The sequence below is a fragment of the Donghicola eburneus genome (assembly GCF_900115865.1).
Lineage (GTDB): Bacteria > Pseudomonadota > Alphaproteobacteria > Rhodobacterales > Rhodobacteraceae > Donghicola > Donghicola eburneus.
Genome location: NZ_FOXY01000007.1, coordinates 188,051 through 211,379 on the forward strand (window position 1 = coordinate 188,051; position 23,329 = coordinate 211,379).

Annotated in this window: 29 protein-coding genes and 2 tRNA genes; 19 read left to right on the forward strand and 12 right to left on the reverse strand. The window is 58.9% G+C overall.

Translation table 11 applies throughout. From position 1 onward, the window contains the following. Positions 1-22: 22 nt before the first annotated feature. A complete protein-coding gene (locus BM225_RS13870; protein WP_072705201.1) occupies positions 23-769 on the reverse strand; it encodes an SDR family NAD(P)-dependent oxidoreductase in 747 nt (248 codons plus the stop codon). A gap of 190 nt (positions 770-959) precedes the next feature. Beyond that, positions 960-1,034, reverse strand: a tRNA-Thr gene (locus BM225_RS13875). 90 nt (positions 1,035-1,124) lie between these two features. On the opposite strand from BM225_RS13875, the gene BM225_RS21835 reads away from it, so the two are divergent. The 16 genes from BM225_RS21835 to BM225_RS13945 all read left to right on the forward strand — a co-directional run bounded on the left by BM225_RS21835 (position 1,125) and on the right by BM225_RS13945 (position 11,052). Continuing rightward, positions 1,125-1,280, forward strand: a complete 156-nt coding sequence (locus BM225_RS21835; RefSeq protein ID WP_177218630.1) for a hypothetical protein — start codon at positions 1,125-1,127, stop codon at positions 1,278-1,280. After that, the gene (gene murA / locus BM225_RS13880) at positions 1,280-2,548 is read left to right on the forward strand and encodes a UDP-N-acetylglucosamine 1-carboxyvinyltransferase (RefSeq protein WP_072705204.1); all 1,269 of its coding nucleotides are present in this window, start codon (positions 1,280-1,282) and stop codon (positions 2,546-2,548) included. The genes BM225_RS21835 and murA overlap by 1 nt, the downstream gene beginning before the upstream one ends. Beyond that, positions 2,545-3,009, forward strand: coding sequence for a DUF2948 family protein (locus BM225_RS13885; protein WP_177218631.1), 465 nt, complete (start codon positions 2,545-2,547; stop codon positions 3,007-3,009). Before murA ends, BM225_RS13885 begins: the two co-directional genes overlap by 4 nt. A gap of 81 nt (positions 3,010-3,090) precedes the next feature. Beyond that, positions 3,091-4,392 carry a histidinol dehydrogenase gene (gene hisD, locus BM225_RS13890; protein ID WP_092464808.1) on the forward strand — a complete coding sequence of 434 codons (1,302 nt, stop codon included), beginning with the start codon at positions 3,091-3,093 and terminating at the stop codon, positions 4,390-4,392. A 5-nt stretch (positions 4,393-4,397) separates the two neighbouring features. Further along, entirely contained in the window at positions 4,398-4,817 is a 420-nt protein-coding gene (gene arsC / locus BM225_RS21965) for an arsenate reductase (glutaredoxin) (protein ID WP_218157058.1), read from the forward strand. After that, positions 4,814-5,524, forward strand: a complete 711-nt coding sequence (gene arsH, locus BM225_RS13895; protein WP_072705213.1) for an arsenical resistance protein ArsH — start codon at positions 4,814-4,816, stop codon at positions 5,522-5,524. Before arsC ends, arsH begins: the two co-directional genes overlap by 4 nt. Before the next feature lie 78 nt (positions 5,525-5,602). Continuing rightward, entirely contained in the window at positions 5,603-6,082 is a 480-nt protein-coding gene (locus BM225_RS13900; RefSeq protein ID WP_072705216.1) for a UPF0262 family protein, read from the forward strand. A 3-nt stretch (positions 6,083-6,085) separates the two neighbouring features. Next, on the forward strand, positions 6,086-6,547 hold the full coding sequence (locus tag BM225_RS13905) for an arsenate-mycothiol transferase ArsC (RefSeq protein ID WP_072705236.1): 462 nt from the start codon (positions 6,086-6,088) through the stop codon (positions 6,545-6,547). Continuing rightward, positions 6,548-6,946, forward strand: coding sequence for a ketosteroid isomerase-related protein (locus BM225_RS13910; protein WP_072705239.1), 399 nt, complete (start codon positions 6,548-6,550; stop codon positions 6,944-6,946). Continuing rightward, positions 6,943-7,548: a GNAT family N-acetyltransferase gene (locus BM225_RS13915; RefSeq protein WP_072705242.1), complete on the forward strand. Its 606-nt coding sequence runs from the start codon at positions 6,943-6,945 to the stop codon at positions 7,546-7,548. Before BM225_RS13910 ends, BM225_RS13915 begins: the two co-directional genes overlap by 4 nt. A 373-nt stretch (positions 7,549-7,921) precedes the next feature. Continuing rightward, the gene (locus tag BM225_RS13920) at positions 7,922-8,800 is read left to right on the forward strand and encodes a carbon-nitrogen hydrolase family protein (RefSeq protein ID WP_072705245.1); all 879 of its coding nucleotides are present in this window, start codon (positions 7,922-7,924) and stop codon (positions 8,798-8,800) included. Positions 8,801-8,880: 80 nt separating this feature from the next. Then, the gene (gene infA / locus BM225_RS13925) at positions 8,881-9,099 is read left to right on the forward strand and encodes a translation initiation factor IF-1 (RefSeq protein ID WP_021097168.1); all 219 of its coding nucleotides are present in this window, start codon (positions 8,881-8,883) and stop codon (positions 9,097-9,099) included. Positions 9,100-9,104: 5 nt separating this feature from the next. Then, positions 9,105-9,677, forward strand: a complete 573-nt coding sequence (locus BM225_RS13930) for a Maf family protein (RefSeq protein WP_072705249.1) — start codon at positions 9,105-9,107, stop codon at positions 9,675-9,677. A gap of 4 nt (positions 9,678-9,681) precedes the next feature. Continuing rightward, positions 9,682-10,713 carry a ribonuclease E/G gene (locus tag BM225_RS13935; protein WP_072705252.1) on the forward strand — a complete coding sequence of 344 codons (1,032 nt, stop codon included), beginning with the start codon at positions 9,682-9,684 and terminating at the stop codon, positions 10,711-10,713. A 3-nt stretch (positions 10,714-10,716) separates the two neighbouring features. Further along, complete coding sequence (locus BM225_RS13940; RefSeq protein ID WP_072705254.1) at positions 10,717-10,899, forward strand: DNA gyrase inhibitor YacG; 183 nt, start codon at positions 10,717-10,719, stop codon at positions 10,897-10,899. A gap of 78 nt (positions 10,900-10,977) precedes the next feature. Continuing rightward, positions 10,978-11,052, forward strand: a tRNA-Phe gene (locus tag BM225_RS13945). A gap of 140 nt (positions 11,053-11,192) precedes the next feature. Here the strand turns inward: BM225_RS13945 and BM225_RS13950 are convergent. The 10 genes from BM225_RS13950 to BM225_RS13995 all read right to left on the reverse strand — a co-directional run bounded on the left by BM225_RS13950 (position 11,193) and on the right by BM225_RS13995 (position 20,536). After that, complete coding sequence (locus tag BM225_RS13950; protein WP_072705257.1) at positions 11,193-11,834, reverse strand: NrsF family protein; 642 nt, start codon at positions 11,832-11,834, stop codon at positions 11,193-11,195. Continuing rightward, complete coding sequence (locus BM225_RS13955) at positions 11,831-12,373, reverse strand: sigma factor (RefSeq protein ID WP_072705261.1); 543 nt, start codon at positions 12,371-12,373, stop codon at positions 11,831-11,833. The genes BM225_RS13950 and BM225_RS13955 overlap by 4 nt, the downstream gene beginning before the upstream one ends. 95 nt (positions 12,374-12,468) lie before the next feature. Continuing rightward, complete coding sequence (locus BM225_RS13960) at positions 12,469-12,897, reverse strand: DoxX family protein (RefSeq protein ID WP_072705264.1); 429 nt, start codon at positions 12,895-12,897, stop codon at positions 12,469-12,471. Beyond that, complete coding sequence (locus tag BM225_RS13965) at positions 12,894-13,649, reverse strand: HvfC/BufC N-terminal domain-containing protein (protein ID WP_072705267.1); 756 nt, start codon at positions 13,647-13,649, stop codon at positions 12,894-12,896. The genes BM225_RS13960 and BM225_RS13965 overlap by 4 nt, the downstream gene beginning before the upstream one ends. Continuing rightward, positions 13,633-14,484, reverse strand: a complete 852-nt coding sequence (gene bufB, locus BM225_RS13970) for an MNIO family bufferin maturase (RefSeq protein WP_072705271.1) — start codon at positions 14,482-14,484, stop codon at positions 13,633-13,635. The genes BM225_RS13965 and bufB overlap by 17 nt, the downstream gene beginning before the upstream one ends. 63 nt (positions 14,485-14,547) lie before the next feature. Beyond that, positions 14,548-14,859, reverse strand: coding sequence for a BufA1 family periplasmic bufferin-type metallophore (locus BM225_RS13975; protein ID WP_072705274.1), 312 nt, complete (start codon positions 14,857-14,859; stop codon positions 14,548-14,550). Between the two features lie 265 nt (positions 14,860-15,124). Continuing rightward, positions 15,125-17,299, reverse strand: coding sequence for a catalase/peroxidase HPI (gene katG / locus BM225_RS13980; RefSeq protein WP_072705277.1), 2,175 nt, complete (start codon positions 17,297-17,299; stop codon positions 15,125-15,127). 283 nt (positions 17,300-17,582) lie between these two features. Then, positions 17,583-18,545: a hypothetical protein gene (locus BM225_RS13985; protein WP_072705280.1), complete on the reverse strand. Its 963-nt coding sequence runs from the start codon at positions 18,543-18,545 to the stop codon at positions 17,583-17,585. 94 nt (positions 18,546-18,639) lie between these two features. Continuing rightward, positions 18,640-19,290 carry a hypothetical protein gene (locus BM225_RS13990; protein ID WP_072705283.1) on the reverse strand — a complete coding sequence of 217 codons (651 nt, stop codon included), beginning with the start codon at positions 19,288-19,290 and terminating at the stop codon, positions 18,640-18,642. A 118-nt stretch (positions 19,291-19,408) separates the two neighbouring features. Further along, a complete protein-coding gene (locus BM225_RS13995) occupies positions 19,409-20,536 on the reverse strand; it encodes a hypothetical protein (protein WP_072705286.1) in 1,128 nt (375 codons plus the stop codon). Between the two features lie 396 nt (positions 20,537-20,932). Here BM225_RS13995 and BM225_RS14000 point away from each other — a divergent pair, with 396 nt between their 5' ends. The 3 genes from BM225_RS14000 (at position 20,933) to BM225_RS14010 (ending at position 23,279) form a co-directional block, all read left to right on the forward strand. Next, positions 20,933-21,628, forward strand: a complete 696-nt coding sequence (locus tag BM225_RS14000; protein WP_177218632.1) for a helix-turn-helix transcriptional regulator — start codon at positions 20,933-20,935, stop codon at positions 21,626-21,628. Positions 21,629-21,740: 112 nt separating this feature from the next. Further along, positions 21,741-22,121, forward strand: coding sequence for a VOC family protein (locus BM225_RS14005; protein WP_092464810.1), 381 nt, complete (start codon positions 21,741-21,743; stop codon positions 22,119-22,121). A gap of 60 nt (positions 22,122-22,181) precedes the next feature. Then, complete coding sequence (locus BM225_RS14010) at positions 22,182-23,279, forward strand: alpha/beta hydrolase family protein (RefSeq protein WP_092464811.1); 1,098 nt, start codon at positions 22,182-22,184, stop codon at positions 23,277-23,279. Positions 23,280-23,329: the final 50 nt, after the last annotated feature.

The window sequence follows — 23,329 nt, forward strand, 5'->3', positions numbered from 1 at the left end:
CAAAGCGGTGCCCCTTTTTTGATTATTGCGCGGTGTAGCCGCCGTCGACCACGTGGTACGACCCCGTGACGAAACTGGCCTGATCGGACAGCAGATAGGCAACGAGGCTTGCGACCTCTTCGGGTTTCCCCAGTCGTTTCATCGCGTGCATGCCCGCCAGAGCGTTTTGGGTGTCTTCATCCAGGGTCTGATCGACCAATGGGGTGTGAATGAAGCCGGGCCCAACCGAATTGACACGGATGTTGTCACTCGCATGTTCGATGGCGGCAGTCTTGGTCATCCCGACCACGGCGTGTTTTGCTGCCACATAGGCACCTGAACCAGCTATCCCGACGGACCCAAGGATCGAAGCGATATTCACAATGGCGCCGCCGCCCGCGGCTTTCATCTCGGGAATGGCGTAGCGTAGACCGTAGAAGACGCCGTTCAGGTTAACGTTGATGACCTTGCGCCACGAATCCGTCGGATATTCACCTAGCGGCGCGTTGGCGCCGCCGATGCCAGCGTTGTTCACCAGATAGTCCAGACGGCCAGTTTTCTCTTTGGCAAATCGCACCATCGCTTGGACCGAATCTTCGTCGCCAACGTCGACTTTGACGCCCAAGGCTGATGCGCTGATCTCTTTGGCAGCGGCGTCGGCTTTGTCCTGATCTAGGTCGGCAACGATAACGGTTGCCCCCGAGTCGGCCAGTTGTTCAGCGATGGCGTACCCGATGCCAGAGGCGCCGCCGGTCACGATGGCTGTTTTGCCGGTAAAATCGATATTCATAACAAACTCCTTCTCCCGCGAATTTGTGCGGTTGCGTTTGATATGGCACGATTTTCACAAATCCAAAGGCGCGCTCTCGAAACCGTGTGTGTGCATTTGCATACCGAAATACGCAGGGTTGCACCAAGCGCTGACATCAAAGCGCTAGCGAGGTGCTTATTGAAGAAGCGTAATGATTTCAGGGATTTGATGGTGCTGCAGGGGAGGATTGAACTCCCGACCTCTCCCTTACCAAGGGAGTGCTCTACCACTGAGCTACTGCAGCGCCGTGTTGGTGAGGGGGCTTCTAATAACAAAATTCAGGGTGTGCAAGGGCAATCTGGACGGTTTTTTCATCAGGATGTAGGAACGGGGCATGAAAAAAGATTCCGAGCCCCAGAACACCAAGAAATACAAGGATCCGAGCCGTGAAGATCGGCTGAAGGCCGCGCTCAAAGCCAATATGGCGAAGCGTAAGGCTCAGGCAAAGGCTCGTGTCACGACCTCCGAGCAGGACAAGGAAGAGAACTAATGGATTCAATCATCGTAAAAGGCGGCACCGAACTGCGCGGCCAGATCCCGATCGCCGGCGCCAAGAATGCCTGCCTGACGCTGATGCCCGCGACTCTTCTGTCAGAGGAGCCTTTGACCCTGACGAATGCGCCGCGTTTGTCGGACATCCGCACAATGACACTGCTGCTGCAGTCGCTCGGGGCCGAAGTTCAGAGCTTGAACGATGGCCGCGTTTTGGCGCTGTCTTCGCACGGGTTAAATAACCACAAGGCCGACTACGATATCGTCCGCAAAATGCGTGCGTCGATTCTGGTTCTCGGCCCGATGTTGGCGCGCGATGGCCACGCGGTTGTGTCGCTGCCCGGCGGTTGCGCCATTGGCGCGCGTCCCGTGGACCTGCACCTGACCGCGCTAGAGGCGATGGGCGCAGAGCTGGAACTGAAGGACGGCTATGTCCACGCCAAAGCAGCGGGTGGCCTGAAGGGCGGGATCGTTGATTTCCGTTTCGCGTCTGTCGGCGCGACCGAGAACGCCCTGATGGCGGCAACGCTGGCCAAAGGCACCACGGTCCTGAACAACGCGGCCCGCGAGCCCGAAATCGTCGATCTGGCGCAATGCTTGCGCGCGATGGGCGCTCAGATTGAAGGCGAGGGAACAAGCCGAATCGAAATTCAGGGCGTTGAGCGTCTGCATGGCGCGACTCACCAAGTTGTCGCAGACCGAATCGAAATGGGCACGTACATGCTCGCCCCTGCAATCGCGGGCGGTGAGGTCGAAGTGCTTGGCGGATCTATTGAGCTGCTCGGGGCATTCGTTGAAAAGTTGGAGGCGGCGGGTGTCTCGGTGACGCCCACCAAAGGCGGTGTTCTGGTAGCGCGTAAGAATGGCCGCGTTGATGCGGTAGACGTCACCACCGAGCCTTATCCTGGCTTCCCCACCGATCTTCAGGCACAGTTCATGGCGATGATGTGCACGGCGAATGGCACCAGCGTTCTCGAAGAGAAGATCTTTGAGAATCGCTTCATGCACGCGCCGGAACTGATCCGGATGGGCGCCGATATCGAGGTTCATGGCGGCACTGCAACCGTGACCGGCGTTGAACGTCTGCGCGGCGCGCCCGTGATGGCGACCGATCTGCGTGCCTCTGTCTCGCTGATTCTGGCGGGTCTGGCAGCCGAAGGCGAAACCCGCGTGAACCGCGTGTATCACCTAGACCGCGGCTACGAGAGCGTTGAAACCAAGCTTGGCGCCTGCGGTGCCAACATCGAAAGGGTCAAAGAAGAGTGACACAGGACGCCCGTTTCGAAGATGCCAGCCCCAAGCCCCTGAACATTGGGGCAATGGATGCCGATGATCTGCAAGTGATCTCGGCCCTGGTGCAGGACGCTGTTCTGCCCGTGGGCGAGATGACCTATGAACGCGGGGCAGGGCGCTTTGCCCTGCTGCTGAACCGCTTCCGCTGGGAGGATAAGTCTGCCGCCCGTCCCGAACGAGTGCAGGCTGTGCTGGCCTTTGAAACCGTGCGCGGCGTGTCATCCCAAGGCATCGACCGCAGCGACAAGGACACCGTTCTGTCGCTGCTCTCCGTTGAGTTCGCCGAAACGGACGCCCCGAGTGGCCACGTGACCCTGCATTTCGCGGGTGACGGCGCCTTGCGCCTAACGGTCGAGGCGATCGAAGCGACCCTGCGGGATGTGACGCGGCCCTACTACGCGCCTTCGGGTAAAGTGCCTGATCACAACGCCTGATGCGGCCAAAGCACCGGTAGTTCTTGAGGACAGCGCCCCTGCGGTCTATGTCTGCGCCCGTAATCTTAGGAGCCGCAGCCCATGCCCGTATTCCTGTCCACCCGTGACGCCGATTTCGAAGCCCAGTTCACCGCGCTGCTCGGTGCCAAGCGCGAGGACAGCCCCGATGTGGATCATATCGTTGCAGAGATCATTGCGGACATCCGTGCGCGCGGCGACGAAGCTCTGCTGGAATACACGCAGCGCTTTGATTGCCTGGAGCTGACCGCGGATACGCTGGCCTTTTCCGAAGCAGAGATCGACGCACTGATCGCAGAGGTTCCCGCCGAAGAGCGCGAGGCTCTGGAACTGGCAGCCGCCCGCATCCGCGCCTACCACGAGCGTCAAATCCCCGAAGATCAGCGCTGGACCGATGAGAGCGGCGCAGAGCTTGGCTGGCGTTGGACCCCTGTATCGGCCGCTGGCCTGTATGTGCCCGGTGGTCTGGCGTCCTATCCAAGCTCTGTGTTGATGAACGCCATTCCGGCCAAGGTAGCTGGGGTTCAGCGTCTGGCGATCACCGTGCCGACCCCTGATGGCGTGGCGAACCCCTTGGTCCTGCTGGCTGCGCGCCTGTCGGGTGTGGACGAAGTTTATCGCGTGGGTGGGGCGCAGGCCGTGGCCGCGCTGGCCTATGGCACTGACACCATCAAGCCTGTCGACAAAATAACTGGCCCCGGTAACGCCTTTGTCGCGGCAGCCAAGCGCCGTGTGTTCGGCAAGGTCGGGATCGACATGATTGCGGGCCCTTCGGAAATTCTGGTGATAGCGGACAAGGACAATAACGCGGACTGGATCGCTTTGGACCTGATGAGCCAAGCCGAGCACGACGAGAGCGCGCAATCGATCCTGATCACCGACAGCGAAGATTTCGCGCGCGAGGTCTGCGCCGCTGTGGATCGCCAACTGGAAACGCTAGAGCGTCGCGCGATCGCGGGTGCCAGCTGGCGTGATTTTGGCGCGGTCATTGTGGTGGACGATCTGGATCAGGCCGCGCAACTGTCTGACCGCATTGCGCCAGAGCACTTGGAGCTGTGTGTGGCCGACCCTGACGGCCTGTCGGACAAGATCACCCACGCGGGCGCAATTTTCCTCGGTGCTTGGACGCCAGAGGCGATTGGTGACTATGTCGGTGGTCCGAACCACGTGCTGCCCACCGCACGCTCGGCCCGTTTCAGCTCTGGCCTGTCGGTGATGGATTTCGTCAAACGCACGACGCTGGCCAAGATGACCCCCGCCGCGTTGCGGGCTATCGGGCCTGCGGCTGAGGTGCTGGCAAAATCGGAGAGCCTTCAGTCTCATGGCTTGTCCGTCACCGCACGCCTGCAAAGCCTGAATGATTGATCGCCATGACCGCTACGATTTATCACAATCCCCGCTGTAGCAAATCGCGCAACGCCCTGACTATTTTGCAAGCCGCAGGCGAAGCGCCAGATGTCGTTGAATATCTGAAAACCGGATGGACGCGCGACTTGCTGGTGTCACTGTTTACAGAAGCGGGCATTACGGCACGCGATGCTCTGCGCAAGGGCGAGACGCAGGCAAAAGAGCTCGGGCTGTCTGCCCCCGATGTCACCGACGACCAGATCATCGAGGCAATGATCACGCACCCCGTTCTGGTCGAGCGGCCCATCGTCCGCACGCCCAAAGGCGTCGCAGTGTGCCGTCCGATGTCGAACCTCTTGCCGCTCTTGGCGCAGCCGCTTTCGGGACCCGTCACCGATGCCAAGGGCAAAGTCTTGGTCGACGACCAGGGAAACGCCCTGTGACCGATACGCCGAATATCGACGACACCTTGTTTCAGACCTTCGACCCTGCGCGTTTGTTCGAGGCGGAGCGCAGCACCCATGCTCCGCGCATTCTGGTGCTCTATGGATCGCTGCGTGCACGGTCCTATTCGCGTCTTCTGGCCGAGGAAGCGGGCCGCATTCTGACGCGTCTTGGTGCCGAAGTGCGGTTTTTTGATCCCAAAGGCCTGCCCCTGCCTGACGCCGAAGACGCCAGCCACCCCAAGGTCGCTGAATTGCGCGAGCTGGCCCAATGGGCCGAGGGCATGGTGTGGTCCAGCCCCGAACGACATGGCGCGATGACGTCTGTCATGAAAGCCCAGATCGACTGGATTCCGCTGTCTCTGGGCGGCGTGCGTCCGACTCAGGGCAAGACGCTGGCGCTCTTGCAGGTCTGCGGCGGCAGCCAAAGTTTCAATACGGTCAACCAGATGCGCATTCTGGGCCGCTGGATGCGGATGCTGACGATCCCGAACCAGAGCAGTGTCGCCAAAGCCTTTCACGAGTTCGACGAGTCAGGCCGGATGCTGCCAAGCGCCTATTACAACCGCGTTGTCGATGTCATGGAAGAGTTGGTGAAATTTACTTGGCTCACCCGCGATGTGAACGATACCCTGCTGGATCGCTACAGCGAACACGTAGAATCTGCCGAGGACCTGTCGCAACGGGTGAACCAGAAATCGCTCTGATCGGGGCAATGCGCTTGCACCTATCCTAATGGTCACTAAAGATACGGTCGAAGAAAGTAACTGTTAGTGCCCCCTCTTATGTCTCGTATCTCAAATATCACTCTGGACGACAGCGCCCTCCCGCCGCCGACCCCCGAGATTGAACAGGAACGCCGCGTGGCGATGTTCGATCTTCTAGAGGATAATAGCCTTGTCTTGCCCGCACGGGATGACCGCCCCGCGCCCGACGGACCCTACCATCTGGATCTGTCGATCCGTGACAAGCGTCTTGTCTTCGACCTGAACACCGAAGGCGGCGAAAAAGCCGCTGAATTCCATCTGTCGCTTGGGCCGTTCCGCCAAGTGGTCAAAGACTACTTCCAAATCTGCGCCAGCTACTTTGACGCTGTGAAAAAGATGCCCCCGAGCCAGATCGAAGCGATCGATATGGCCCGTCGCGGCATCCACAACGAAGGCGCGCGCATCCTTCAAGAGCGTCTCGAAGGCAAAGCCGAGCTCGATAGCGACACAGCGCGGCGTCTCTTCACCCTGATTTGCGTTCTGCATTTCGGAGGGTAGTGGTTGACGCGGGAGGTGCCTCAGTCGGTTTTGTTCTGCTGCGATCACAACGCGGTACGGTCCCCCATGGCCGAAGGCTTGATGAAAAAGCTGTACGGGCAGCAATGCTACGTCCAGTCGGTCGGCGTAAAGAATGACATGGAGATCGACGGCTTTGCCGTTTCTGTCTGCAAAGAGGTCGGGGTGGAGTTGGACCGACACCAGTCCCGCAGCTTCGATGAGATGGAGCAATGGGGCGATGATTTGTCGTCCTATGATCTGATTATTGCACTGTCTCCCGCAAGTCAGCGGCGCGCGTTGGAACTGACCCGCTTCTTCCACCTCGACGTAGACTATTGGCCTATCCTCGATCCGACAGGTTTGGGGGAAACTCGCGACGCGAAGCTGGTGCAATATAGGGCAGCTCGTGACCAGATTGTTCAGCGGCTGACCGACGCATTCGGGCCGCCAGAAAGCGAGGATTGAATGAGCGCGACCGACGTACTGCGCCGTTACTACGATGCATTTAACGCAGGCGACACCGACGGCATGCTGGAGTGCTTGTCCGACGACGTGGCGCACCACGTGAACGAGGGTAACATCCGCGTGGGCAAAGAAAAATTTGCAGAGTTCAACGCCCACATGACCCGCTGCTACAAAGAAAACCTCACCGACATCGTGCTGTTCGAAGCCGAAGGCGGCACCCGCGCAGCGGCCGAGTTCACTGTGAACGGCACCTATCTGCAAACTGACGAAGGTTTGCCCGAGGCCAAGGGCCAGACCTACCGTCTGCCTGCTGGCACATTCTTTAGCCTCGAGGGCGACAAGATCACCCGCGTGGTGACCTACTACAACCTCTCTGACTGGATTCGGCAGGTCCAGTGACCCTACGCATCGAAACCCTGAGGGGCGAAGCGCTGGACGCGGCACTCGATGATGTGGCGCGTCTGCGGATCACCGTGTTTCGTGATTGGCCGTATTTGTACGACGGCTCGCTCGACTATGAACGCAAGTATCTAGAGGTTTATCGCCAGAGTGATCAGACGGTTCTGGTTGGGGCCTTCGACGGAACGCGCCTGGTTGGTGCGGCGACGGGCACCCCGATGCTGGACCATGCCGAAGATTTTGCGACCGCCTTTGAGGGCGCGGGCTATGACCTTGTGAACATCTTTTACTGTGCCGAATCTGTTTTGCTGCCGGACTATCGGGGGCAGGGCGCAGGACACCGTTTCTTTGACCTAAGAGAAGCGCATGCGCGATCGGTCGGGTCGCAATACACCGCCTTCTGCAGCGTGCAGCGTCCAGCGGATCACCCGATGCGTCCCGCGGACTATGCTCCGCTGGATCCGTTTTGGCGCAAGCGGGGCTACCGTCCGCTCGACGGGGTCATTGCACAGTTCAGCTGGAAAGATGTGGGCGATTCCTTTGAAACGAAAAAGCCGCTCCAGTTTTGGATACGCGATCTTTCGTCCGAAGATAAAAGCTGAGGGGGCCAGGGGGTTGGGGGATTTGGGGTGAAGCGCTCGTAGCGGGCCACTCGTACTCTGATACCGACCGTTGAACTCTTTACCGTCACTCGCAAACATGCGCCGTTTGGAACATCTTCATTCGCGTGGACGGGTGAAACGGTCACTCTGTAAAAGGTTACTTCCGACCAGTGGCGCCGCTGGCGCCCCTCTACCCGGCGTTAACCGAGTAAGAATGGTATACCGTCTTGATTTGCAAAAATCTCGGGCACATCAGTGCAGAATCTACTGCCTTTTGTTGGGGCCTCTGACTTAAGGGTAGGAAACTCAACGTCTTGCGTAGGTTTGGGCCTACGTGCAAAATTTTGTTATCACGTGAATGGGAAGCCAAAAGATGAAAGTCGCAACCGCAGCCTATCCGATTGACTGGCACGATTCTTGGCAAAGCTACGCGGACAAGGTCACGCGTTGGGTGCATGATGCGGCCGAGAACGGGGCCCAGATGCTTGTTTTCCCAGAGTATGGCGCAATGGAACTGGCGTCTTTGGCCGGCGCAGAGCAGGCGGGGGATCTGGCTGGGTCGATTCGGGCCGTGTCGGACCGTGTGGCAGAGGCGGATGACCTGCACCGCCAACTGGCGCAGGACACGCAGACCTATATTCTGTCGGCAAGTGCGCCCGTGCCAGACGGGGATGAGATCGTGAACCGCGCTCGTTTCTTTAGCCCCGCTGGTGCGATGGACTGGCAGGACAAACAGATCATGACCCGCTTCGAACGCGAAGATTGGGGAATCGCCGGGGGCGGCCCTCTCAAGATATTCGATACTGCGTTCGGCAAGGTTGGCATCCTGATCTGCTATGATTCGGAATTTCCACTTTTGGCGCGCGCTTTGGTGGACGCAGGCTGCGAAGCGATCCTTGTGCCCTCTGCGACCGAAGCGCTCAGTGGCTACAGTCGCGTTCGTATCGGCGCGATGGCCCGTGCGCTGGAATGCCAGTGCGTGACGGTCATGGCCTCGAACGTGGGCGATGCCCCATGGTGTGAAGCCGTTGACCTGAATGTGGGGCGCGGCGGCGTCTTCTGCCCGCCGGATAAAGGGTTTGACCCCACGGGCGTTCTGGCCGAAGGTGTGATGAACCAGCCGCGCTGGACCTATGCCGAGATCGACTTTGACCAGATCGCGGAGGTCCGAAAAGACGGCGTGGTGCTTAATTTGACCCACTGGGAAGAGCAACTGCCGCGAGTTTCTGCGGTGGAATTGTCACCTTTCTGAGATTGTTCTTGAAAATCTGCTATAATCGGCCCAATTAGTGGCGCGTCCTACATGAGGGCGAGACTAAATACGGAGTGAACATGGCCAAGGAAGAATTGCTCGAATTTCCCGGCGTCGTGAAGGAACTCCTGCCTAATGCGACATTCCGGGTCGAGCTTGAGAACGGCCATGAGATCATCGCACATACGGCAGGCAAGATGCGCAAAAACCGCATCCGTGTTCTGGCTGGCGACCGCGTACAGGTGGAAATGACCCCCTACGATCTGACCAAGGGTCGGATCAACTACCGCTTCAAGTAAACGAAGTGGCTTTAATCCTCGGCTCAGGCAGCCCGCGCAGGCGGGAACTGTTGGCGCAAATGGGCGTCGTGGCCGATTATATCCGGTCGCCGGATATCGATGAAACGCCGGAGCGGGGCGAACAGCCCCGCCCATACTGCGAACGCATGGCGCGGGAAAAGGCTTTGGCCGTTCCCGGCGGTGCGGTCGACATCATTCTCTCTGCAGATACGACTGTCGCGCTAGGGCGCCGCATCTTGGGCAAGCCCGAGAACGAGAAAGAGGCTGCCTCTTTCCTGCTGGCTCTGTCCGGTCGCCGTCACCGCGTGATCACCGCTGTTGCGGTGCGCAAGGCGGGCAAGCTGTGGGAAAAATCTGTCGTCACCCAAGTTATGATGAAGCGCCTCTCGGACAACGAGCTCAACACCTACCTCGCCAGCGGTGATTGGAAGGGCAAGGCAGGCGCATACGGGATTCAAGGCGCAGCCAGCGCGTTCATCCCGTGGATCAACGGATCATTTACTGCGGTTGTCGGTCTGCCGATGGCAGAGACCGCGAATTTGCTGCAGGCCGCAGGATACCCTCTTTACGGAGAATGAAGACATGAAAGGTCGTCTGATTGCCCTGGACCACATCGGAGAGGTCGAGGCTGCTGCACTTATGGTGGATGGCAAACTCGAAGACCTTCTGATCGACAGCGATATGCCGCGTCCGGGCACCATCTATCGCGCCATTGCTGACCGCCCCATGAAAGGGCAGGGCGGCATGTTCCTAAAAACGCCCGATGGCAATTGCTTCTTGCGTCAGACCAAGGGGCTGGCCCCCGGGGATGCGGTGCTTGTGCAGGTCACGGGTTATGCCGAGCCGGGCAAAGCGATGCCTGTGACCTTGGACGTCCTGTTCAAGAGCCGCTACGCCATCATTACCCCCGACAAGCCCGGTCTGAATATCAGCCGTTCCATCCGCGACGATGATCGCCGTGACGAGCTGCAAGGCATCGCCAAGGGGACAATGCAAGGCAGCGAGTTTGGTTTGATCCTGCGTTCTGCCTGCGCCGAAGCGGACGACGAAGAGGTGGCCGAGGACGTGACAGCCATGCTCGACATGGCGAACGCCGTGCTGGCAGACCGCGAAGGCTCTGAGCCTGAGAAACTGGTCGAAGGCGATGGCCCCCACCTGCTGGCCTGGCGCGAATGGTACGAACGCGCGACCGTCGACGCAGAGGCTGGCAGCTTCGAAGCCAACGGTGTTCTAGACGCGATAGAGGACCTGTCCTCTCCCAAAGTCATGCTCGAAGGCGGCGGGTTCATGTTTGTCGAACCGACCCGCGCTTTGGTCGCCGTGGATGTGAACACCGGCGGGGATTCGTCCCATGCAGCTGGGATCAAAGCGAACTTTGCTGCTGCACGCGCCATTCCGCGTGCTCTTCGCCTGCGTGGTCTTGGCGGCCAGATTGTGCTGGACTTGGCTCCTATGCCCAAGAAAGAGCGCCGGACGTTTGAAACCAGCCTGCGTGCGGCCTTCAAAGCAGACGGCATCGATACCGCCTTGCTGGGCTGGACGACCCTTGGCCATTTCGAGCTGCAGCGCAAACGCGAGCGCCGTGTCTTACGCGATTGCTTGCCCAAGGTATAACCGATGGCCTGCCCGATCTGTGATAAGCAAACCGATCCGAAGTACCGTCCGTTCTGCTCCAAACGCTGTGCGGACATCGATCTGGCCAAGTGGATGACCGGCTCTTACGCCGTGCCGTCCACCGATCCCGAGGACTTGGAACAGGCCCTTGAGGAGGCTGAACAAAAAAAATCAAAACCCCACTGATTTTTTCTGTTTCGGGTCTGGACACTCCCGAGAACTGCGCATAATACAGCGCTCACCCGAACGGACAACGTTCACCCAGCCCGGGTAGCTCAGGGGTAGAGCAGTGGATTGAAAATCCTCGTGTCGGTGGTTCGATTCCGCCCCCGGGCACCATTTTACCGAATGAACATAAAGTGTTATCTGCTTGGTTCGCGCAGCGGTGAGATCACATTTCTTCTGCGCTACACGCCCAAATACAAAAAACGCCTGTCGCAATCTGCGAGGGCGTTTTGTGTTTTCGCTTGGGGTTATTCTTACCAGCGCAAGTACTTGTGGCCCGCCAACGCACCGATCCCGGTGCTGATCAATATTCCGATGCCGTACCATGTGACGTAGAACAGCGGCGCGTCTTCGTCGCAGTGCAGAGCGTAGCCCGCCGCAGCCAGTGCGCCGATCGCAAGGCCAAGGAGCGCGCCGGATCGGATTGGGCGAGTTGTGGCCCCTTGGCGCAGCGTGCGAATACCAACGACCAGCGGAAGAGCCGAGATCGCGGTGATCGAGATCAGGCAGGCGCCTGCCGTCTGGCCCATCAGCTCGGGAAGGAAGTTGGTGGGAGCTGTGTTCACGGCCTGTAAGAGGAAAAGGCCCGCGGCCAAGGCGACAGGCACGATGAGCGGCCAAACAGGACCGTCTCGTTCGGGGCGTGTTGTGAGGAACGCGATGGGCAGCGCCAAGCACGCCAACAACAAAGGCAGCGCGTTTTTAGCCAGCGTGACGGGGTCTTGAAGGGCTGCCCCAAGATCTGGACGGATCCCGAGTGCGCCAAGCACAGCGCCAAGGCCCACGGCAAAGGCCCCGCCGATCCAACCAGCCGCGCGGGGCAGGTCCAGTGGTTCAGGCGTCGGGCGCGCCGCGAGCGAGGCGATGAACGCGTCAGTGTCCTCAGGAGTTGTCAATTCTTTGTCCTTTCGGCGATACGTGCCAATTGTTTTAGGGCGCGGTGCAAGGCAACCCGCGCCGACGAGGCCGAGAGCCCCACCTTTTCGCCTGCGTCTTCTGCGCTTTCGCCCTCGAGAGTCATTGATCGCACCAAGGCTGCGCCGCGCCCGTCCAGATGGCTCAGCATGTATTCAGCGTCCTTGCCCGCCAGCGGTACAGCGGCCGACAGATCCTCGAGCGTTTCGGAAAAAGGCTCGATCGGCACGTGAATGATAGCGCCTCGGCGTCGAAAGGCATCCACGACCTTGTAGCGGGTGATCGCATAGACCCATGGTTTGACGGGCGTCCCCTCTTTCCACGAGCCGCGCTTGAGGTGGATGGCCAGCAGAACCTCTTGGAGGATGTCTTCGTGCTGGTGTTCAGGCAGGCTGCTGCCTTTGGCGCGGATGACAGTCCGTATCGCGGGCGTGATGCGGCGCAGAAACTGGGCAAAGGCCGGACCATCCCCTGCATTCGCGCGTCTTAACAGCTCTGCGAGTTCGTCCGGTTGGGACACTTTTTCCTCCGCGCGCGCGCCGCCCCGTTTGGCCCGAGTATACGGTGCGGGCCGTGCGGCGCAATTGGCAGAGAGAGCGAGTAAAGCTGTCTGTGTCACGCGTGATCCAGCCCCAACTTGTGGTCCACCGAAATCCGGCCCGGTCCCATGGCGATCAACGCAATCAGGGCTGACGCCCAAAGCCCATGTGTGATCCACGCATTCGGATAGACGAAAATCTGGATCGTCGCGGTCATCACCAACAGGCCCAGAGCCGACAGGCGGGTGAATAGGCCAATGATCATCAAGGCGGGTAGGATGTGTTCGGCCAGTGTCGCCAGCACGGCTGCCAGTTCGTGGGGGATCAGGGGCAGGGCGTATTCGTGTTCAAACAGGAAGTACGTGCTGTCCTTGATCGAGAACGCCTCGACCTTGGTGCGGCCTGATTGCAAGAACACCGCAGCGGGAAAAATGCGCAAGGCGAGTGCGGTGAAGGATGCAGGAATGCGGTCCCCGAGCGCGTTCAATTTGGTGATTGGTGTCATGTCTTGGGGCTCCCTTCGGTCAGCACGCCGGCCTGCATCAGACTGACCAGCAAAGGTTGCGGATTGAACATCGGATCCTTGAGCGATCCCGATGCGGCGGCAGAGGCCAGAGGGCGCCCCATGCGCAGGGCTTCGATCATCTCAGCTTCGGCAGGGCTAATTGCTGCGACGGGCACGTCGAAAATGCGGTCGCGCAGGACCAATGCGATTTCACCGCTGTGGCCGATGGGGTACGTTTCGAAGCCGGGCTGATTGCGTGTCCAGATCGACACTGCGGCATAGCGCAATTTCAGAACTTGGACCGACGGATGCAGCCCCATGCGCAAGGTTTCAGGGTTGGCGCTGGTCAGCGTGCTGGCTGCGATCGGCTCGGCATCTGCTGCGTGAAAGGCCACACCGCGCGCGTATTCGATCCGCGCCACATCACCGAGGTAGGGGTACTCCTTTAGCGGCGAGAACCGGTCGAGGAAGATGGCAAACTCTTTGCCCCATTCCTGAAGGACGGGCGAGGTCGGCTTGTGATGCTCGATGAACACCCGCGCCATCGCGCCAAAGAAAGCGTCACCGACCAGCCGCCGGATCACGGGGTAGCGGGCGTTCAGCGCTTCGGTCAGGCTGACCATCATGTTATTGCGGTAGACGTTAAAGCGCTGCTCGGCCTCTGACGGATCGAGCGCGGTGATACCTTTGGGCAGCGGACCGCCTGTCAGGGCGCGGTCGAACGCCGCCAGTGTTTCATGATGCGAGGTCAAGGCGTGCCCCTCCTTGTGCCAGAATGTCTGCAGCAGCGCGGGCTTCGGCCGCCAGTATGGGCCAGTCGGGCAGATCGTTGTCCCATTCGACCAGCGTGGGCAGCGCGCCGGTCTGTCCTATGACATGGGAAAATAGGGACCACACGGGATCAGCCACGGGCGAGCCGTGGGCGTCGATCAGAAGAGGACCAGAGGGCAATTCTTCGGTGCTGTGACCGCCAAGGTGGATTTCCCCGACCGAAGTCATCGGGAACGCGGCAATGTAGTCATAGGGGTCTTGGCCATGGTTGGTGCAGGACACAAAGACGTTGTTCACATCCAGCAGCAGCCCGCAGCCTGTGCGCTGAACGATCGCCTTTAGAAAATCGGTTTCGCTGATCGTAGATTGTTCGAACAGCACATAAGTTGAGGGGTTTTCCAGCAGCATCTTGCGCCCCAAAACCTCTTGGACCTGATCAATGTGGTCGCAGATGGTCTGCAGTGTTTCCTGTGTGTAGGGCAGGGGCAGCAGGTCATTCAGGTATTCGGCCCCGTGGCTGGACCATGCCAGATGCTCGGAAAAGCTGTCGGGCTGGTAGCGGTCGCATACGGTTTTCAGGCGCTGCAGGTGATCTGCATCCAAGCCGCGCTGTCCGCCGATGGACAGGCCAACTCCGTGCACGGACAGGCTATAGTCGTCGCGCAGAGCGGTCAACTGTGCGTGCGGCAACCCGCCAGCGCCCATGTAATTCTCTGCATGAATTTCAAAGAAGTCCACGCGCCGCGCGTCGTTGCGGATGGCGGTGAAATGGTCGGGCTTGAAGCCGACGCCGACAGATGCAGGAAGTCCGGTCATGGCAATACCTTTGGGGCAAATGAAAAAAGGGGGGCGCTGTTGGGAAGCGCCCCCAAGCGCGTCTTAGGCAGGGATGTCGCGGGTCAGAGCCTCGAGCGAGCCCATGCGCGATTTGCCCATGTCATCCGAAGGCAGCTCCATGCTGACGCAGGTACCTGCAGGGACCAGCTTCCATGCGTTGCCCTGATAATCGACTTTCGAGGTGCCAGCGCAGGTGGTGCCGGGGCCTGCGGCGCAGTCGTTCTGGCCGGCCAGCGCCACGCCAAAGCATTTCTCCATGCCGTCTTCTGCCGCGTGTGCAGGAATGGCTGCCATGGCACCCAGAGTACAGGCCAGCGAAGCACCCAGAACGATGTTGTTTTTCAATGCGGTCATTTTTAGCTCTCCATCACTAAATCAAAGGGCGTTCTCCGTTGCCCTTCACTGATCAGTTCGCAGAGAGAGGCCCGTTCGTTACGGCGCTCACACCCCCGTTATGGCCAATGGGCGTTCCGTGATGGGTGTTACAGAAAAAGCGGGATTTTGCGGGATTTCGGGCGAAATCAGTCCGCGCTGTGCAGGGAGATTGAAACAAAAAGGGCGCAGCCGAAGCCGCGCCCTTGGGGATTTTGAGGCCCACGCTCACGGGCGGGGCATGTTTTTACGCCTTCAGATCGAAGCGATCCGCGTTCATCACTTTGGTCCACGCGTCCACAAAGGCCTTCAGGAAGGGCTCGGTGCCATCGTCCTGAGCATAAACCTCTGCATAGGCGCGCAGCACAGAGTTCGAGCCGAACACCAGATCCACGCGGCTGGCGGTCCACTTGGTCTCGCCAGTTTGGCGGTCACGAATTTCGTAGGTGCCATCACCGATCGGGTGCCATGTGTTGGCCATATCGGTCAGGTTCACAAAGAAGTCCGTGGTCAGTGCGCCTTCGCGGTCGGTGAAGACACCGTGCTTGGTGCCGCCGTAGTTGGTGCCCATGGCACGCATCCCGCCGACCAGAACAGTCATCTCGTGCGCAGTCAGACCCAGCAGCTGCGTGCGGTCCAGCATCATCTCTTCGGCCGAGACGATGTAGTCCTTCTTCAGCCAGTTGCGGTAGCCATCGTGGATGGGCTCCAGCGGTTCGAAGCTGTCCTCATCGGTCTGCTCTGCGGTTGCATCGCCGCGACCGGGGGCAAAGGGCACTTCGATGTCGTGACCTGCGGCTTTCGCTGCCATCTCGACGCCGACGCTACCGGCCAGCACGATGGTGTCTGCAACGCTTGCGCCGAACTGCTCTGCCAAGGGCTCCAGCACCGACAGGACACGCGCCAGACGCTCGGGCTCGTTGCCTTCCCAGTCCTTCTGCGGGGCCAGACGGATACGCGCACCGTTGGCACCGCCGCGCATGTCAGACCCGCGATAGGTGCGAGCGCTGTCCCACGCGGTGTTCACCATGTCCGCCACGGTCAGGCCGCTGGCGGCGATGGCGGCCTTCAGGCCAGCAACATCGTAGCCGGTGGTGCCTTCGGGGATGGGGTCCATCCAGATCAGGTCTTCTTGGGGCACATCGGGGCCAAAGAAACGTGCCTTGGGGCCCATGTCGCGGTGGGTCAATTTGAACCAAGCTCGGGCAAAAGTGTCCGCGAAGTACTCGGGGTCCGCCATGAACTTCTGGCAGATCGCGTTATACGCGGGGTCCACCTTCATCGCCATGTCAGCATCGGTCATGATCGGCATGCGGCGGATCGAGGGGTCCTCGACGTCGACCGGCATGTCCTCTTCCTTGATGTCGACAGGCTCCCACTGCCAAGCGCCTGCGGGGCTCTTCTTCAGTTCCCACTCGTGGCCGAACAGCATGTCGAACCAGCCCATGTCCCATTGGGTGGGGTTCTTGGTCCAAGCGCCTTCGATACCGGACACCACCTGATCGCGGCCAACGCTGCGGCCTTTGGTGTTCATCCAGCCGATGCCTTGGTATTCGACATCAGCCGCTTCGGGATCGGCGCTCAGGTTCGCCGCGTCGCCGTTGCCGTGGCACTTGCCGATAGTGTGGCCGCCTGCAGTCAGGGCTGCGGTTTCCTCGTCGTCCATGGCCATGCGGGCAAAGGTCTCGCGGACCTGTGCGGCGGTTGCCATGGGGTCGGGCTGACCGTTGACGCCCTCGGGGTTCACATAGATCAGACCCATCTGCACAGCGGCGAGCGGGTTTTCCATGGTGCTGGGTTTGGTCACGTCGTCGTATCGGTTGTCCGACGGTGCCAGCCATTCTTTTTCAGCGCCCCAGTAAACGTCCTTTTCGGGGTGCCAGATGTCTTCGCGGCCAAAGGCAAAGCCAAATGTCTTCAGGCCCGCAACTTCGTAGGCAATGGTGCCAGACAGGATCATCAGGTCGGCCCAGGAAATCTTGTTGCCGTACTTCTTCTTGATCGGCCACAGCAGACGGCGGCCCTTGTCGGTGTTCACGTTGTCGGGCCAGCTGTTCAGCGGCGCAAAGCGCTGGTTGCCGGTGCCACCACCACCACGGCCATCAGCCAGACGGTACGAACCAGCCGCGTGCCACGCGACGCGCGCGAACATGCCGACATAGCTGCCCCAGTCGGCGGGCCACCAGTCTTGGCTGTCCTTCATCAAATCACGGAGGTCCTGCTTCAGCGCTTCGACGTCCAGCTTTTCCAGCTCTTCGCGATAGTTGAAGGTCGGGCCAAAGGGCTGAACCTTGGTGTCATGCTGGTGCAGGATGTCGAGGTTCAGAGCATTCGGCCACCAGCTGGTGACGGAATTGCCGTTCGAGGTTTGGCCCCCATGCATCACCGGGCATTTGCCAGTCATCGGTGCGTTGCCGTCCATTGTTTTTCCTCCGAGTCATTCACGTTGGTTTTCAATAAAAAGTGGCCTCGGCCGCCTAAAGTTCCAGCAACTTTAGAATCGTTTTCGAAGCGCCTTGATGCGGACAGTATGCATTGGTGGTGATAAAATATAATCGTATGTTTTTCTTGTTGTGATAATTTCAAGTTATCACAATTGCTGCACGCGCATCCTGCGGTGCAGCATGTTCTGTATCTGTGATTTGGCGTGCTAATCAGTCGGACTTAGAGGCGCTGCGTGGGGTCCAGAGCCTGAGCTGCGTTGCTTACAGCATGCCCACGAACGCTTCAAGCAGCGGACTTGCGGCTCCGACCAGCAGGGGGGACAGGGCGAGCAGAAAGTTCAAAAACCGCTGGCGCATATCCTTGTCACCAAGCACGTCCGACAAGGATGCGTTCAATGTATCATCTCCCTTGCTGCGGGCTGCGCGTAATAGCAGAAGTCGCGCTGGCACAAAGATCGCAAAGAGGGTGAGCGTGAAAATCATACCGTAGAACAGGGTCAGGGCTGATCCGTATCCGCTGAACGCAGCTGTCGCATCCGCATGCAAAATGCTGAGTGGCAACTTAAAGAATAGCGAAAGGGTGACTGCACTGGTCACCAAAACAACGACATTAGCCTGAAAGGCATCTTTCAAAATCGATGCGGTGCGCTTTAGCCCCTCTTCGTCGCTTTCCGATGGGCCGATCCCCGCGCTCACGAGCGCAGAGACGAAGCCCGTCGCCAAGATGCCCGCGATCAACGGCAGAAGCGCAATCCAAGCGAGCAAGCTGACACCTGCGCTGGTGCAACTCGTGGGCAAGAAGTTTGATCCAAGGTCGGCAGCGTTAATGACCGCACAGATGTTTCGGTAGGTCAGGAACAGAGCACCATCAAGGCCCTCTTGCCGCGCGCCATATCCCATTAGAACACAGGCGCCGAGCGACAGCCCCAGAACGACCGCCGTTCTCGTGATAATCCGGCGCGGTTGGGCAAGCAATCGCACGATAGCCCAAAGGCCGATGACAAGGCACACAGTCAGGTGAAACAGTCCAACCGCCGAATAGACCAGTAGCCCGCTGAGCAAACGCAGATCGCTGTCCGCCCCCACAAAGAGCGGTGTGGTCTCTAGCGCAAGCAAGCCCGCGTTACCATGGAGTGTTTCGAGAGCCAGCAAGGCAGCCCCGAGGGGCAGGACAGGCAGCACCCCCCAAAGCAGATAGATCTGGTTGCGAAAAAACGATTTCATTCCAAGGCCAAATCTCTTGCGCATTGAAATCGAAACTGTCGCGAGCAAAGCGCATGCGTGCGACCCTGAACAGCGATCACGTCCGACAGGACGGTCAGAGCCCGATGTCGCTGCGCGTCACGACAACCTCCAGAGTGGGCGAAGAGTCGTTCTGGGTTTGGTATCGAACAGACGCGCGGCCAAAGTTTTCTGTCCCCCGAAGGTCGGAATCGTAAATCCAGTTCATGACATCGCTCCACGGCGTCGGAGCCCACTTCTTGGCGGTCATGACCTTGCAAAGGGCAGAAGACGATTTACTGCCCCATGGCGTCGAAAAGCCGACCATCAAGACGTCATCATGACCATATCCCAGCAAGTCATAGCCGACGACCGCGCAGGACCCCGATGCCGCCCCGTGCGTCTTGTGATGGAACCCGATGGACCATTGCCCAACCTCGATCCTGTCGGCGAGCGTGTTCACTGACCAATAGCCATAATCGTCATGCTTGGAGCGAAATTTCAGCGGCACACCGAGTCCGTTATAAACCATCACGCGCGTCGACACACCGGTGCCCCAGAATTCCTTCATCCCATTGAGTTGCTTGATCGCTTCGTTGACGGTCTCGTCTTTCGCGCGCATTGCTTGCTGCGCCATCAGCTTGCACACATCGTCTTCGTCAAGGCTTTCGGGGTCGTCATGAGTGAGCTCTAGATTGGACTTGAATTGCTCGTAGAAAATCGGCGTACCGAACACGAAATCGGGCATTGAAAGCTCCTATGGCGCAAGAAAATCAAATGAATGTGGTTGTCGATCTGGCTGCTTGGAAAGCGCCGTATCAGTAGAGTGCCTGCTCCTTTGGCGGGTACGTGAAAAAATGAAGTGACTAGTCAGGCAGCAGTGACGTGGCCATCTCAGACGACATCGTATGGCTCATCCCAGCATAGGTGATGGTCGACATCGGCAAGCGCATTGAGGGGCTGACCGTTAGGTTTCCGAATAGGGACGCGACGATCACGTCGAACATCTTGTAAAGCCCCATGCCCACCGCTGTGACGATGCCTGCAGCAACCAGAGCCACGGCAACAGGTGGCACTTCGACAGTCGCTGCAGCGGCGGAGAATAACCCAGTCAGCGCGCCGCCCATAGTGGCAAGGGTCGAGGTGACAGCGGCACTAATAGCGCCCTCAGCCGCAACTGTGGCAATCGTAAAACCAGCCACCAAAGAGCTTTTGGCGACTGCGTTGGCCCAACTGCCTTTGGTCGCCATCTCGCTAAAGAACGTGGTGACCACTTCGATGAGCGGCACGCCATACTTAAACCATTTGGCAGAGATAAAATCATCGAGCGCCCGAAGCCACTTTGGTGCCTTCGTTGCGTCAGAAAAATTCTCGGTGAAGAGATAGGCGCGGAGCGCTGCGATCTCTTGGGCGTCTGGCAACGCCTTTCCTAACTTGGATGCTACGAGCGAAGCGACCTTGCCTGTTGCCTTCGAGATGTATTTGACGAGGAAGAGTTGGGTCTTGCCCGTCAGGAACTCTACCGCGATCTGCTGATACTTCAGTTTGTTGGTGGCGAGTTCGATAAAGAAGTTTTTGACCTGTTCCACCCGATCAAGCCATTCCTGGATAGCTCCGCTCGCGTCAGCGGCCGAGGAGTGTCCAATTCGCTCGAGGGTCTGCCGCTGCTTATTCAGACCGTCTGAATACTCTCGGATCTTCTCAAGTCGGTTCTCAACGCTGTTGTGTTCTTTGAGTATGGCTTCTGCGATATCCAGTTGCAGCGTGGCGAACTGTTGTCTGGCCGCATCTAGGGACTTTGGACCTGGGATTTCGGCCACTGCGGCGTCTATCATCGCGAGGTGCATCTTGCGTGCGCGTTTGACACGCGCCAAAGACTTCTGCTGCGCGGTAACTTGTCCGCGCCATTGCGCATTCAACAGGCGTGCCCCCTCGTGCTTGTGAAGGCGCACGATCAGAGCGCGCAAAGAGTCTGCCCTTTGGTGGATGTCCATTCGAATCTCCCGACACGCTATGGTTGTATTTGGGTACTATGTTTTGTGCCAAAAAGCCATATAAATAAGGAAGGGTTCGATGGTTGGGTGTGGGTGTATCGTGGTTTCTGGCATCAACGGATACCGCGATAGAATTACTTATTGCTTTTGATTTCCTGTAGATGAACCAGCTCAAAAAACTCGCCAATCGCTACTCTTGGACCGAGGCTCCGGATGGAAGTGATGGGACCGGCGACGGCGAACATGACCGTGGTGATCGGGCCCCGAAGGCTGCGTTCCGCCCTGAAGGACGCGCTGCGGGCGCGCTGTGCCCTCCTGAAAACAAGAGCATTTCCATAGATCGCGCACTAGCCTTATACGTGTGGGGCGGGGCCCTTGTTCGTGGAGCATTCTGAGGTGAAAGCGGAAGACATCAACTTGACCGGCTGCACGGTGCAGGAAGCGGTTCGTAGGATCGCCAGTGCATATCAAGTGGATTTTGTGACGCTCCACCTCTTTCGCTCGGGTGAGGATGCACAGAACAAGCCTTACGTCCGCACCAACTACCCCGACGCGTGGGTAAGCCACTACTTGCTAAATGACTACGTGCGTATTGACCCTGTCTTGCACATGGCCGAGCAGATCCAAGGTCCGTTTTGCTGGTCCACGATAACGCCGCATGAGGGTCAAGCCGAGATGATGGTGCAGGCTGTGAAGCACGGCTTAGGCCAGACAGGCTTTAGCGTGCGGCATGTCGATGCGATTGGCCGCCGCACGGTGTTGTCGTTCAACGCGCATGACGCCAGAGGTGAAACAACGTGGGAAGCGCATCTCCCCGCGATGCGCGATGATCTGATTGCACTGGCGCAGGCAATGCACACCGTGGCTCTGGCAGAGATTTATGTGGATGGCGAAACATTCCCTCAGCTGACACCTCGCGAGGTGGAGTGCTTGCGATGGACGGCAGAGGGCAAAGCTCACACGGACATTGCCATTATTCTTGGTTTGTCGGGCCACACTGTGCGTGGATACCTGAAAGATGCCCGCGTAAAGCTGGACTGCGTCACGCTCGCCCAGGCTGTGTCCAAAGCCATTAGCCTCGGTCTGATCTAGGGCGACGCGTCCCGAGCCCCCACAATTGCGGGGATTTCTCAAATGTTGTCTGCCGCCTAGCGTTTGAGTGGTTCCGCAGCAGGGGAACGCGTCAAAAGCACAGGGAAATGACATGACACAAATGAATGCGGTCGGTTGGTTCGACATCTACGTGAGCGAAATGCACCGCGCCGAGGGGTTCTATAAGACGGTACTAGGGGCCGAGATGGAGGATATGACAGACCCCACAGGCGAGACCGAAATGAAGAGCTTTGTCGCCGACATGGGGGTCTATGGCGCGGCAGGCGCTCTGGTCAAAGCGCCCTACGCCAAGCCGGGACCGGGTGGCACACAGATCTATTTTTCTGTCGAAGATTGCGCGACGCAGCAAGCGCGGATCGAAGCAGCGGGCGGGCAAATCATACGGCCAAAGTTTTCCATCGGCGAATACGGTTACGTAACCTTGGCGCAGGACACCGAAGGCAACCTGATCGGGTTCAACTCGCTGAAGTAAGCCGTGCGCAATGCGCGCCAGCCGCCGCGATACCCAATCAAGCACCGCAGAGGAAAGTGGATGTTCAAACTCAATAAAGTTGCCAAGGTTTCTGCGGCGGCATGTGCTGCAGTTGCGATTTTCTGGGCCGGATACGAAGCCTTGCGTCCCACCTACAAGGGAAATGTCGGGGTCACACAAGGCAAGGCCTATGCCTACGCCCGTCAGTCGCATGTCTCCTTCGACATCTGGTATCCAGCCCGCCCGGGCGGAAAGGTCGTGACCGTCGGCGGGAACGGCGTGTTTATTGGCACTCCGGCAGGTCGCAAAGCGCCGCGGCGCGAGGGACGGTTCCCCTTGGTAGTCATTTCGCATGGGGCAGGTGGAAACGCAGGACAGTTCGGTTGGATCGCGTCGGCGCTGGCAGAGAACGGGTTTGTGGTTGTTCTGCCCAATCATCCCGGTACGACAAGCGGGAACGCCAGTGCAGAAGCGGCCGTTCGAGTCTGGGAGCGTCCGCAAGACGTCACAGCAGTGCTGGATCACATGGCGGATCATCAAGAAGAGTTTTCCTATATTGATTTCGATAAAATCGCTGTGGTTGGGTTCTCGGCAGGTGGGTATACGGCCTTGGCCGTGTCAGGCGCGCGCGTCGATCCTGACCGCTTGCAGGGGTTCTGCGATGCGGGCGATCACGGGATGTCCGATTGCGCATTCCTGCGCCGCTTTGGCATCGACCTGCATCAGATGGATCTGACACCTGCAGCGCAAGACTTGCATGATGCGCGGATCAAAGCTGGCGTGATTGTGGACCCAGGGATTATCAGCATGATCACCGAGCAAAGCTTGGAGAATATTCAAATCCCGCTCTTCGTGATCAATCTAGGGACGAAAGAAAGCGTACCTTTGGGCGTTCATGCATTGGCAGCGTCTGGGGTCATTCCGAATGCAGAACACCTGTTCGTGCCCGATGCCACCCACTTCAGCTTTCTAGCAGAATGCACAGAGCGCGGCGCTGACATTCTGAAGAACGAGGGCGAACTGGACCCTCTTTGCGCAGATGCAGGGGGACGCGGCCGGAGTGAAATCCACGAGGAACTGGCCAGAATGATTGTCGCCTATCTTGACCGAACACTGGGAAGTTCTGAATTGTATGTTGCGGCTGCTGGCTCTGACTAATGCCTCGAGGGCCCGTGCCCGACCGCTGCGGTGCGCGACCAAGCGGGACA